The sequence below is a fragment of the Fortiea contorta PCC 7126 genome (assembly GCF_000332295.1).
Classification (GTDB): domain Bacteria; phylum Cyanobacteriota; class Cyanobacteriia; order Cyanobacteriales; family Nostocaceae; genus Fortiea; species Fortiea contorta.
Genome location: NZ_KB235930.1, coordinates 2,752,223 through 2,765,432, shown reverse-complemented (window position 1 = coordinate 2,765,432; position 13,210 = coordinate 2,752,223). Strand labels below are relative to the sequence as shown.

The 13,210-nt window shown below is 45.0% G+C and carries 8 protein-coding genes; 4 read left to right on the top strand and 4 right to left on the bottom strand.

The window, feature by feature from the left end:
* Positions 1 to 130: 130 nt before the first annotated feature.
* Both MIC7126_RS31005 and MIC7126_RS0112815 read right to left on the bottom strand, forming a co-directional pair.
* Complete coding sequence (locus MIC7126_RS31005; RefSeq protein WP_161606846.1) at positions 131 to 322, bottom strand: hypothetical protein; 192 nt, start codon at positions 320 to 322, stop codon at positions 131 to 133.
* Between the two features lie 74 nt (positions 323 to 396).
* Entirely contained in the window at positions 397 to 873 is a 477-nt protein-coding gene (locus MIC7126_RS0112815; RefSeq protein WP_017653557.1) for a hypothetical protein, read from the bottom strand.
* A gap of 292 nt (positions 874 to 1,165) precedes the next feature.
* On the opposite strand from MIC7126_RS0112815, the gene MIC7126_RS0112810 reads away from it, so the two are divergent.
* The 3 genes from MIC7126_RS0112810 to MIC7126_RS0112790 all read left to right on the top strand — a co-directional run bounded on the left by MIC7126_RS0112810 (position 1,166) and on the right by MIC7126_RS0112790 (position 7,604).
* The gene (locus MIC7126_RS0112810; RefSeq protein WP_017653556.1) at positions 1,166 to 4,831 is read left to right on the top strand and encodes a beta strand repeat-containing protein; all 3,666 of its coding nucleotides are present in this window, start codon (positions 1,166 to 1,168) and stop codon (positions 4,829 to 4,831) included.
* A gap of 631 nt (positions 4,832 to 5,462) precedes the next feature.
* Positions 5,463 to 6,713 carry an RNA polymerase sigma factor SigC gene (gene sigC / locus MIC7126_RS0112800; RefSeq protein WP_017653554.1) on the top strand — a complete coding sequence of 417 codons (1,251 nt, stop codon included), beginning with the start codon at positions 5,463 to 5,465 and terminating at the stop codon, positions 6,711 to 6,713.
* A 435-nt stretch (positions 6,714 to 7,148) separates the two neighbouring features.
* Positions 7,149 to 7,604: a Fur family transcriptional regulator gene (locus MIC7126_RS0112790; RefSeq protein ID WP_017653552.1), complete on the top strand. Its 456-nt coding sequence runs from the start codon at positions 7,149 to 7,151 to the stop codon at positions 7,602 to 7,604.
* Between the two features lie 130 nt (positions 7,605 to 7,734).
* Here the strand turns inward: MIC7126_RS0112790 and MIC7126_RS0112785 are convergent, their stop codons facing one another.
* Together MIC7126_RS0112785 and cobN are read right to left on the bottom strand one after the other, a co-directional pair.
* Entirely contained in the window at positions 7,735 to 8,910 is a 1,176-nt protein-coding gene (locus MIC7126_RS0112785) for a peptidoglycan-binding domain-containing protein (protein ID WP_017653551.1), read from the bottom strand.
* Positions 8,911 to 8,928: 18 nt separating this feature from the next.
* A complete protein-coding gene (cobN, locus tag MIC7126_RS0112780; protein ID WP_017653550.1) occupies positions 8,929 to 12,657 on the bottom strand; it encodes a cobaltochelatase subunit CobN in 3,729 nt (1,242 codons plus the stop codon).
* A gap of 94 nt (positions 12,658 to 12,751) precedes the next feature.
* On the opposite strand from cobN, the gene MIC7126_RS29930 reads away from it, so the two are divergent.
* Positions 12,752 to 13,171 carry a hypothetical protein gene (locus tag MIC7126_RS29930; protein ID WP_017653549.1) on the top strand — a complete coding sequence of 140 codons (420 nt, stop codon included), beginning with the start codon at positions 12,752 to 12,754 and terminating at the stop codon, positions 13,169 to 13,171.
* Positions 13,172 to 13,210: the final 39 nt, after the last annotated feature.

Here is a 13,210-nt window from a genome sequence, read left to right as displayed (position 1 = left end):
CCGTGGATTGCATCTTGTACCGTGGCTTCACCCCATCGCTAGCATAGGCGTTTACGGGACTATCTCCGCTGAGGTTAAACAAGATTTCCAATGCTGACTCTAAATTCCGGCTCAAGCGTAAAATTCAATTTTAGAAAAGAGAGGCTGGGGGAAGTGGGGTGATGGGGTGATGGGGAGGTGGGGAGAGTGCGAGGTGTGGGAGGTGTGGGGAGTGTGGGGGGTGTGGGGAAATGAGAAGCTTGAGGTTCAAAGGCTGACACTCGAGCCTCAAAGGCTGACACTCGAGCCTCAAAGGCTCACACTTCAATCCCCACCACCCCATCACCCCACCTCCCCACCTCCCACACCTCCCACACCTCCCACACCTCCCACACCTCCCACACTCCCCATCCCACTCTAAGGCTCGCTACAGTACTTATTAATCTGTTTAACTAGGTTATCGGATTCTTTCCCAGTGCTTTTTGCTGCTGCTGTCAAAGCTGTGTCAATTTCTGTTCTGGCTGTTTGCAGTTTTTCCCTACCAGATGGAGATGCTTCAGCTGTTTTGGCTACAGATAGCGCTTTCGCAGCTTTAGCGATCGCTTGACTCAAGTTCTTAAACACAGCCACAAAGCGACTTTGAAATTCTTTGAGCTTAGGGTCACTTAAATTTAGCTCCTGGATAGATTTAGTAATCACTTCCAAATCCTTAGACAATTGGACGCTGGTAACTACCTGCTGTCCTTTATTTTTATCGATTAAAGAGTTACCTTGATTCACTAGCTGAATTAGTCGCTGGCATTGGGAAGCTTTACTACCACTGCAACTATTGAGTAATAAAACCGTGCTGAGACTAACAGAAACAATAACAGTATATTTACGCAAAACAGACATTAACGTCCTACCGTCGCTAAAACCCAAGGAACAGTATCTAATAATTTGGGTATTTTGGAATAAATTTCAGTCGTGGAAAATTGGAGATGTAGGTTGGGTGAAGCGGAGTGTAACCCAACGCCTGAACAAGTTGATGTTGGGTTTCACTGCGTTACATCCAACCTACAATTTTTTGCTACGGTCGTTAATTGATAACCATAACTTATTTTCGTGAGATAATTTACTGCAGAAAACTGCATTGCTTTTTTACCCCCAATCATTAGATACTCCGAATATCTATGGAGTGCATCTAATGAACACCAAACACTGGTCAAGTTATTGGCAACTAGGACTACTCGGACTCTTGACATCAGCGGGAATAAATGCATTCACCTGCAAAACCTTAGCGCAGAGTACTCCAAGCAATATTCAACCAGATGCTACATTAGGTGCAGAATCATCCCAAATATTACAAAATTTTAGCGGACTACCAATCGAAGTAATTACAGGTGGCGCAACTCGCGGAATTAACCTGTTTCATAGCCTGCGAGAATTAAACGTCAGCGAGGGACGGGGCGCGTATTTTTTCAGTCCTGGTGCAGATATCCAGAATATTTTGGCACGAGTGACGGGTGCAAATCGCTCTGAAATATTGGGAACACTGGGAACATTTGGTGAATCGCAGCCTAACCTATATTTAATCAATCCCAACGGCATAATTTTTGGGCAGAATGCGAGTTTAGATGTGCAAAGTTCCTTTGTGGGGACAACTGCGAACGGAGTAAAGTTTGGGAACCAGGGAGAATTCAGCGCCACGAATCCCGAACCGGTGCCGTTGTTGACGATTAATCCTTCTGCATTGTTTATGAATCGGATTAATAGAAGTGAAATAATTAACCGTAGTCGTCAACTTGCCATACCGGGAAGTTTTTATTTAATAGGTGGAGATATTACATTTGATGGTGGTATTGCAGCTTCTCTAGGAAATCGCTTGGAATTAGGTGCAGTTGCAGGAATGGGAACTGTTGACTTAATTGGTAGCGGAAATCAAATGCAGTTAGGTTTCTCAGAAAGTTTGTCGAAAGCGGATATAGTTCTGCAAAATGAGGCTCTTGCTTCGACAACTGGAGGGGGCGCAATTAGGGTTAACGCTCGTAACATCAGTCTTTCTGAACTGAGTGAGATTTCATCTACCAGCAATGGTCAAGGTGATGCTGGGAATATTGAACTGCAAGCGCGATCGCTTACACTTACTAACGCTGGCAACATTGGCACGCAATCGTCAGGAAGTGGTAATAGTGGTAATTTATTAGTTACAGCTTCAGACTTCGTTAGCTTGAGCGGCACAGCGACTTTTATTGATCCACAAACTGGAGAGACACTGACTACAGGAAGTAGACTAACAACCAGTGCTTTTGGTACTGGAAAAAGTGGGCAATTAACTATTAATACACAACGATTGAGCATTAACGATGGTGGAGATATTACCACTAGTACTGAGCTTGGTCGTGGAGGAGATTTGACCATAAATGCCAAAGACTCAGTAGAAGTTGTAGGTAGGTCACGCAATGCTAGCAGCACTATCTCTACTAGTACTTTTGGGTCTGGAGATGCTGGAAGTCTTAACATTAATACAGGTCGTTTAAGTATTCGTAACGGTGGAATAGTCACAACTTTGACATCTAGTATAGGTAAAGCAGGAAATTTGACCATAGATGCCAAAGACTTAGTAGAAGTTGTGGGTAGTTCACCTAGCTCACCCAATAGACTCAGTACTATATCTACTATTACTTTTGGGTCTGGAGATGCGGGGAGTATGAGGATTAACGCAGGTAGTTTCAGCATTCGTGATGGGGCACGAGTCAGTACTTCTACCTTTGGTAAAGGTAAAGGAGGAAATTTAACTGTTAATGCTGACCGTAGCGTGGAAGTCATTGGTACATCTGCTGATGGTCGTTTTTTTACTGGTTTGACTGCTGCTGCTGAATCAGGCTCATCTGGAAACGCAGGAGATTTGACAATTACTGGCCAAGATTTAATTGTGCGAGATGGGGCACAGGTTAGCACTGGTACGTTTGGTGCAGGTAAGGGAGGTAATTTAACTATCAATACCTCTAACAAAGTGCAGCTCATTGGTACATCTGCTGACGGTCGTTTTTTTAGTGCTTTGGGTGCTTCTGCTAGCCAAGGTTCAACTGCTGTTGCCGGAGATGTGACGATTACTACCCAAGATTTGCTTGTGCGAGATGGAGCAACAGTTACTGCTGGTACATCAGGTGTAGGGAAGGGAGGGAATTTGACAGTCAATGCCAGCGGTAGTGTGGAAGTGATTGGTGTATCTGCGAATAATCTTTTTAACAGTAGCTTGAATACATCCGCGAACCAAGGCTTAACAGGAGACGCGGGAGACTTAACGATTAACACCCAAAATTTACTGATGCGTGATGGTGGCCAAGTAGGTGCAGTGACATCTGGTCAGGGTAAAGGGGGTAATTTAACTGTTAATGCCACCGGCAAAGTAGAACTGATTGGCACATCTCCAGATAGTAGTGTCCCCACTGTTTTATCGACTTCTGCTCTAGCAGGTTCAACAGGAAATGCGGGAGATTTGACAATTAACGCCCAAGATTTATTGGTCAAGGATGGGGCACAAATTGACGCTAGCACAAATGGTAGAGGCAAAGGGGGTAATTTAACTGTTAATGCTTTAAATAAGGTAGAACTAATTGGTACATCTGCGAATGGTCGCATTCTTAGCGGCTTGGGTGCTTCTGCTCAAGCTGGGTTAACTGGAGATGCGGGAAATTTAACAATTAAAACCCAAGATTTACTTGTCCGGGATGGGGCACGGGCATTCACTGGAACATTCGGTACTGGTAGAGCAGGGAATTTGATAGTCAATGCTGCTAATAGCGTACAACTTATTGGTACATCTGCTACTGATAGTAATTTAGTAAGCGGCTTATTAGCTGCTTCCTCCCAAGGTTTAACTGGAGATGCCGGAAACATATTTGTCGATACTCAAAATTTACTTATACGAGATGGGGCACAGGTATTTACTGGTACATTTGGTACAGGAAAAGCTGGTAATTTAACTGTCAATGCTTCACGTCAAGTCGAACTAATTGGTAGGTCTGCTGATGGTCGTTTTCCTAGTGGCTTATTTGCTTCCGCTGAACCCAACTCAACCGGAAATGCTGGAGACTTAACCATCAACACCCCAGATTTATTTGTCCGTGACGGGGCTGGAGTATTTGTCAACTCTCAAGGCAAAGGTAACGCCGGTATCATGACCATCAACGCTGACACCATCAACCTCGACAACCAAGGCTCCCTCAACGCCAACACCCGCAGCCCCAACAAAGACCCCAACCGTGAACAAGCCACTATCAACCTCAATACCCAAAATTTAACCCTCCGTCACGGTAGCAGCATCACCACCAACGCCACAGGCGAAAATGTCGTTGGTGGTAACATCAATATATATACAAAATTCCTCATCGCTTTAGAAAATAGCCGCATCAGTGCCAATTCAGATAATTCGCGCGGTGGTCGAGTTGTAGTCAACGCTAGAGGCGTATTTGTTGGCACTCAACCCAGCGATGTTGACAAATTTATCACAGCCACTTCTGGAGTCGGTTTGCCAGGAACCGTAGAAATAAATTCCCCTGATAACAGTTCCATAATTAACGCCTTTGCTCTACGCCCAGAAAATGCAATCGATACCGACGCCCTGCTTGCTCGCAGTTGTGTCGTTCGTGCTCATAAAATATATCAAGATACTTTCTACATCTTAGGTGGCGGCGCTTTACGCTACACTCCCGGAAGCGTTATTCCATCAACTTACCCTACAAACGATATTAGAAATGTCTCTAACGGCAATCAAACAAGTTGGAAAAAAGGCGACCCAATTATCGAACCAACTGGTGTATATCAACTGACCGACGGGCGATTAATGTTGAGCCGCGAATGTCATTAGAAGGGGAGTGTGGGGAGAAAAAGAATTTATACTTCCCTATCTTCCTCGTCTTCCCACACCTCCCACACCTCCCACACTCCCCACACATCCCACCCTTCCTCTTCCCCATTCCCCATACCTAAAAACTCCATCCAGCAAGTGCCGTGGAGTTTTTTATTTCAGCATTACTACTAAGTAAGGGCCTAGCGCTACTACCTCAAGGCATTACCAGATATTCCCTAGAGAAAAGTTAGTAAATCGTCAGGATACTACCGACCTAGGCGTGTAGATATGACTATGCAGATTATAGACATGATTATCACTGAAATATGTTTATACCACGTTACTTTTGTAACAGTCAAGTCCCATCAAAGTTGAAATGTTGAAAAGGTAGTTTGGCAGTCCAAAGGCTAGCTGTAGTAGGAATAGCTATTGGTTCATGAAAAAGCTACAGCCGCCGACTATTTCGGTAGTCATGTTTAAAAAACAACTAGTAAGGTTTTTTGGAGTTTTTTGAAAAAAAACCTGACTGAATCCCCGAACCGTGTTAGTTCATCGTGAATCACGGGAACAATAGCAACAGTTGAATAGCTGACCGTAATTTTTAGCTGACCGTAATCTATTGTTACCTGGAGCCATTGAGACGATCTTTATGCCAGCAACATCTTTTTACGCAGATGCCCCCTACAATACCCACAAATCTCGCCAGGTTTTGGACTCAGAGATGACGGTTGATGAAGGTGAATTGCCTCTAGAAGAGATCCAAGAGCTAGAAATAGCTGCTGCTGATCCCGCTACTTTCGCTGCTGGCGCCAACCGTCGCAGTACAGACCTAGTACGTTTATACCTTCAAGAAATTGGTCGGGTTCGGTTGTTGGGGCGGGATGAAGAGGTATCAGAAGCGCAGAAAGTACAGCGCTATTTGCGGTTGCGAATAGTACTGGCTAATGCTGCCAAACAAGGAGATGCTATAATTGCCCCCTATCTCCGCTTGATTGAAGTTCAGGAACGGTTGACATCTGAACTGGGCCACCGTCCGTCTTTGGAAAGATGGGCGGCTACTGCTGGTGTACAAGTGTCGGATCTCAAGCCGACTTTGGCGAGTGGTAAGCGTCGCTGGGCAGAAATTGCCAAGCTAACGGTGGAAGAACTGGAAAAAGTTCAGTCTAACGGACTCCAGTCAAAAGAACACATGATCAAAGCGAATCTCCGCTTGGTGGTGTCCGTTGCCAAGAAGTATCAAAATCGCGGCTTGGAATTGTTGGATCTAGTCCAAGAAGGCACTCTCGGCTTAGAGCGTGCGGTGGAAAAATTTGACCCCACTAAAGGTTATCGTTTTAGTACCTATGCTTATTGGTGGATTCGTCAAGGGATTACAAGAGCGATCGCTACTTCTAGTCGCACCATCCGTCTCCCTGTCCATATTACCGAAAAGTTGAACAAAATTAAAAAAGCTCAACGCAAAATTGCTCAAGAAAAAGGTCGTACTCCTACTCTAGAAGATTTAGCTGTAGAGTTGGATATGACACCTACTCAAGTGCGAGAAGTTTTGTTAAGAGTACCTCGCTCTGTTTCTTTAGAAACTAAAGTGGGCAAGGATAAAGACACTGAGTTAGGCGAATTGCTAGAAACCGACGGTGTTACTCCTGAAGAAATGTTAATGCGAGAATCTTTACAAAGAGACTTGCAGCATCTTTTAGCAGATTTAACCACCCGCGAGCGTGATGTGATTCTCATGCGGTTTGGTTTAGCTGATGGTCATCCTTATTCTCTAGCAGAAATTGGACGCGCTCTCGATCTATCGCGGGAAAGAGTCCGACAAATTGAATCCAAAGCTCTACAAAAACTCCGCCAACCCAAGCGACGCAACCTCATCCGTGACTATTTGGAGTCACTCAGTTAGTTAATGGTGATGAAGTCAACAGTCAACAAAGAACAGAATTAAGATTACAGATTGTTGACTTTGAACCATTTATTAGTGAGTAACTAATACCAATTAAAAAATAATGCAAAATCTAGACTTAGAGACGTTGCAATGCAGCGTCTCTATCAAAAGTTTGTTTTATTTGTTAATTAAATCGGTATAACTTGATCATTATTACTGAAACTTTTCTCAAGTCTATAGAAAATTATTTGCATTTAGTTAAACTAGATTTGATGCAACACTATTGCCAGGAAATGTTGAAAGCGGGGATCAATTATCATCCCATTGTGCATCAAGATTTCATCAACTATTTGTCACTACCTAATAAAGGCTGTCAATAAGCAATGTTTGTTGCAAATTAGTCAAAATATTTGCTATATTCTCAACTAATGGGCTTTGTTGAGAAAAGTTAGTATGACTGTCTACACATCTAGTTCACTCAAGGCAGAATTAAACGACCGAGGTTGGCGCTTAACTCCACAACGGGAAACGATTTTACACATTTTTCAAGAGTTGCCACAAGGCGAACACTTAAGCGCCGAAGATCTTTACCATCGACTAGAAACTGATGGCGAAGGTATCAGTCTGTCAACTATCTATCGAACTTTGAAGTTGATGGCGAGGATGGGAATATTACGGGAATTGGAGTTGGGAGAAGGACATAAACATTACGAACTCAACCAACCATACCCCCATCACCACCATCATTTGATTTGTGTCCGATGCAACAGCACTATTGAGTTTAAAAACGACTCAATTTTAAAAACTGGGGCGAAGACTGCCCAAAAAGAAGGTTTTCATTTACTTGACTGTCAATTGACAATCCATGCAGTCTGCCCCCAGTGCCAAAGAGCACTAATGCCGCTGTAGATCCTCAATGCGATAGTAAGGCAATGGTTTTAAATTAGCCCATGAGTGGAATTTCTGGTAATTTTCATGAGCTGGTATCTAACAGTAAGCCACAAGTTAAGAAGCCGCAGTGACAACGAGGAAGCGGATGCTAAAAGCGTCCGCTTTTGACGTCTTTGAGACTGATGCCATAAAATTCTTGCGCTTGCTTAATTGCTTTTTTGGTATCGTCTGCCATGACACCATTGAGCTGTCCTTTATAAAAACCCTTGTCTCTTAATCTTCTTTGGATTTCTAAAACGCTAAATTCACTAGCAGGAGCTTTGCTGACTAGGCTATGCAATTTAGCTCTGGTGGTGGGGCCGGCGACTCCGCTGGCGGCTAGGTGGTTAGCTGCTTGAAAGCGGCGGACAGCATCTGCTGTGTAGGGGCCGTAGTAGCCGTTGGGTTCGCCTTCTAGATATCGTGCTTGAATCAAGTGTTCTTGGAGAAGGCGCACTGCTTCACCCCGATCGCCCAGACGGAGTTTATCTTTTTCCCCAGCTGCTTGGGGCTTGGCCGCATCTTCACCACCGCCGATATTATTTTGGGGTAATTTGCTGAGTGTGGCTGGACCAGCAATGCCGTCGGGGCTTAATTTATAAGTTTCTTGAAAGCGCTTAACGGCTTCTTCGGTAATGGGGCCGAATATTCCTGTGGAATTACCATAATAAAAACCTGCTACTCTCAGCCTTTCTTGCAAAGCTCTCACGTCTTCGCCTTCATCACCCTTGGCGAGGAAGTTGGGATTGCGGCGTTTGTTGGTGGTGGCGGGTTTTGTGGCTGATGTAGTAGCTGGTGCGGGTTTTTTGGCTTGTGTGTTGGTGGTGGCTGGTTTTGTCGCTGATGCACTCACCGCTGCGGGTTTTTTGGCTTGGGCGCTTAAAGCTGGTGTGGGCCATTTCTCTAATTTTTGTAGAGTAGGTGCGCCCACAATGCCGTCAACTGGTAAACCTGCGGCTTTTTGGAACCGACGCACGGCGTCTTCTGTGGGGAAGTCGTATACCTGAGTGATGGGGGCTTGATAGAAGCCGACTTTTTTCAGTTGCTGTTGTAAATTCCTCACAGATGGGCCTTGATCGCCTCTTTCCAATGCTATGGCGCTGCTGACGGCGCTGAGAACAGATAAAGTCAAGGCTAGGGGGAGCATATATTTCCAAGCTTTCCCAGAAAGGCGTTGCCAATTTGGGGTGGCTGCTTTGTTCAACAAGTAGCTCAGAGAAACCAATTCACTAGATTGGTTATCTTCGTAGGCAAAGGCTAGATGCAAGTAAGCAATGTTATCCATGTTTGAGTCCTACACCACTTATTTTTCTTCGATCGCTGCTTCAGCTTGATGTACTAAGTTGCGTAAATTTTCTAAAGTTTGTATATTTACATCCTCCCATAAATTGCGCTTGTGTGCTTCTAACAATCTCTCAGCGATATCACGCAATGCATGGGGGTTTTTCTCTTGGATGAATTCGGCGACGACGGGATCAAATAAATAGGCTTGTGCTACCCCTTGATACATATAGTCTTCTACACAGTTAGCTGTGGCGTCGTAGGCGAAAAGAAAGTCTACTGTCGCCGCCATTTCAAAAGCACCTTTATAGCCGTGGCGCATGACGCCGGCGATCCATTTGGGATTAACTACGCGGGAACGATATACCCTGGCGATTTCCGCTTGTAGTTGGCGGATGCGGGGATGGGCGGGAAGGGAATGATCGCCAAAATATGTTTGGGGATTTTTTCCCTGTAGAGAACGAATGGCGGCTGTTAAACCTCCCTGAAATTGGTAATAATCATCAGAGTCGAGTAAGTCGTGTTCGCGGTTGTCTTGGTTGTGCAGCACTATTTGCATTTTTCCCAAGCGTTGCTCAAAGGCTTCTGGTGCAGCAATTCCCACTAACCCGCCTTGAGCTTCTGCGGTGGTACTGGTGTAGGCGTAACAACTCCAGTTGATGTAGGCGCGGGCTAAATCCTGGTCATCTGTCCAATTTTGTGATTCGATTAAACCTTGGAGTCCGGCTCCGTATGCTCCTGGTTGGGAACCAAAAATGCGGTAGCGCGATCGCTCTTGTGCTGCTTGTGAAGTTAAACCTTTTGTTGTCCAAAATTCAGTATCTTGACGAACTTGGGCGGCTAGGGGGTTTTGCTCTGGTGGCTCGTCCAATGTCGCCACGGCTGTGACGGCTTGCTCAAATAAATCAATTAAGTTGGGGAACGCATCCCGAAAGAATCCCGAAACTCGCAAAGTTACATCGACACGGGGACGCCCCAAAATCTCTAAAGGTAAGATTTCAAAATCTACTACCCGCCTGGCGGCTCCATCCCACACAGGACGCACACCTAACAATGCTAAAGCTTCGGTGATGTCGTCACCTCCAGTCCGCATGGTGGCAGTTCCCCATACTGATAATGCTAGTGTTTGGGGATACTCACCATTTTCTTGTGTGTAGCACTCAATTAAAGTCTCAGCGGCTTTTCTACCGATATCCCAGGCTATTTCTGTAGGTAAAGCCCGAATGTCAACTGAGTAAAAGTTATTACCTGTGGGTAAAACTTCCGGTCGTCCGCGGGTGGGTGCGCCGGATGCAGCACTGTGGATGTATTGTCCATTGAGTCCGCGGAGTAGGTTGGTGATTTCTTGAGTGGTTTGTTGAAGGGCGGGGATGAGTTTTGTTTGAATCCAGGTGAGGGTGGAAAGAAGTTGAGTGTTTGGTGATGACAGTTGCATGTTTGGGGTTAAAAGCTGCTCAACCAAGAAAGCTGCATGTTCCTCCAAGACTTCCACAACATCACCGAGAGTGTGACAGCGTTCGCCATTGACTACAGAAAATTGACCGCTGTTGATTGAAAAATCGGCGGTGAGGGGGTCGAAATCCAAACCCCAAGCTTGAGCGATCGCCCGGGTAATGCCAATGGTATAACGGTTAGGAATGCGAGCGATCGCCACAATTAAATCTCGCAATTGTCGTCCTTGGGGACATTGCCCAAAAATGTGTAAACCATCGCGGATTTGGGCTTCTTTTAATTCACAAAGATAACCACCGATGGAATTGAGAATGTCTGTTTCGTTGTCAATCCCCAAATCGCGGTGGAGATTTTCCTCAATGACTAAATTACGGATGCGATCGCTAATCATCGACAAGCGGCTAGGATCTAAACTTTCAGCCTCATAATACTCATCAATCAAATTCTCCAGCTTTTGCAAACCACCATAAAGTTCGGCGCGAGTCATCGGCGGTGTCAAGTGATCGATAATTACTGCTTGGGCGCGACGTTTGGCTTGGGAACCCTCACCAGGATCATTGACAATAAACGGGTAGAGATGAGGAAGTGCACCTAAAGCTACTTCGGGATAACAGCTACTAGATAAAGCCTGACTTTTACCAGGTAGCCATTCTAGATTGCCATGTTTACCCACATGCACCACTGCATCAGCGCCAAAACGCGTCCTCACCCAGTAATAAAAAGCCAAATAAGCATGAGTTGGCGGCAAATCTGGTGCATGATAATTCAAACTGGGGTCAAGATCATAACCCCGTGATGGTTGAATGCCAATAAAGATGTTACCGAGTTGGATACCGGGAATGGGGATTGAGCATGGGGTATTGAGTGCTCCCCAGCGTTGATTGATGCCTTGTTGCACTGCTTCTGGGAGAGAGGCAAAATATTGTTGATATTCGGTTACAGAGAGACTCTGCTCTACAGGACGCCAATCTCTACCCTCTGGATCATTCGTTACCCCAGTAACAAGACGTTGTATTAATTCGTCTCCATTGCTAGGTAAATTTTCTACCACATAACCAGCCGACTGCAGCGCTTGGAGAATTTCCACACAACTAGCGGGTGTGTCCAAGCCGACACCATTAGCGAGACGACCATCACGGGTGGGATAATTTGCCAAAATTAAAGCAACGCGGCGTTTATGGCGAGGTTGAGAACGTAGACGTATCCAATTAGCTGCTAGTTGCGTGACAAACTCAATGCGATCGCTTACTGGTTCATAAACTACCACATCGGTTTCTAAATCAGAATTGCGAGTCAGCACTGTTTTAAAAGACACCGCCCGACTAATAATGCGTCCATCTACCTCTGGTAGCGCCACATTCATTGCTATGTCACGAGGAGATAGCCCCTGTAATTGTGACTCCCACTGTTCAACCGCCCCACCGCTGAGAATTACCTGCAAAACAGGGACATCCAAATTTGCCCACAATTCCACTTGGGGTGTTTCTGCTTCCAACTTTGCCAAAGAAAAACTAGTGGTATTCAACAGCAGTGCAATTTGTTCTTGATTTTTCGGCTGGAAAAACTCTATCAACTCTGCTTGAATATCTGGTGCGCGCAGTGAAGAAACAAAAACTGGCACAGGTTGTAAATTTTTCTGCACCAAAGCAGCACATAAAGCGTCAATTACTTTCGTGTTTCCCGATAGATAGTGTGCGCGGTAGAAGAGAATCCCCACTTTGGGTAGAGGGTATTGCTGATTTTCCTGATTTTCCCAGTCATACAACCCCACACTAGGAATTAACAGCGGCGGTGGGGGATTAAAAGCAGTTGCTAGACAAGCATCACAAATAAATTGCAGGGCGTTCACCAGATTTTCTACGCCACCTTGTCGGAAGTATTGCCAAACTTGGTTAACAATCTCCACAGACACGGTAGATTGGTAGACTAAATCGGGATCAAGGGCGTCATCTCCTGGGATCACGATCAGGTGACTACCGTGACGTTGAGCAATTTCCTTTACCACCTCTAAACCATAAGCCCAGTAGGAACGTCCTCCCAATAGGCGTAGAATAATTACCTGAGCCAGTTCTAAAACTTGTTCACCATAGGTATCTATGCTGATTTGTTGCTGTAATTGCAGCAGATTGGCAACTCTTAACTCAGGAAATGTAGCGGGTAATTGCGGGATGGCGGCGGCTACGGTTTGAATATCGGTGTCAGCAGCCGTGATTAACACAAAAGGGGCTGGAGTTTGTTCTAGAAAAATCAGGTCTTCTGACTGATTCCATCCACCGGATGTGGCACTGATACGATGCATAATCGTCTATTACCGTCTTAAACTGTTGGTGAGAGCACAATAATTAAAGACCTTTGATCTTCAGCAGCTAGCCCTTTTTACTAGACTTTTGACAATGCTTAGTTCTCCTGATTTGAGCTTTTCTCCTACTTTGCCTTTAGATGTTTTTAATCAACTTAGGGAATTATTACAGCAGATGGCTCAAGCAGTGGGAAGTGAAGCTTTGGTAATCACGGAGGCTTTGCTAGCACGGGTACGTACACCTGGAGAATGGGAGAGACAAAGGTTTACGCTGTTGGTTTCGGAGCAGTTTAGTGCTCTTTTGGTAGGTGAGCCGGATGAAATGAGGGGATGGGAAAATTTTACCTTATCATCACCAGAATTAGAGTTGAATGTTAAATTGACATTTGACTCGCAAGCGATCGCTATTCACCAAGCTGAGTTCCGGAAAAGCAGTTTTAAATATTACACAATTTTCCTTAATCAATACAGCATAAAAAACATTCGCATCATTGCAAGAAAAAGTAATGATTGAGCAAGTTGATCTGAAATTAGATGTGCAAATTGACCCCCA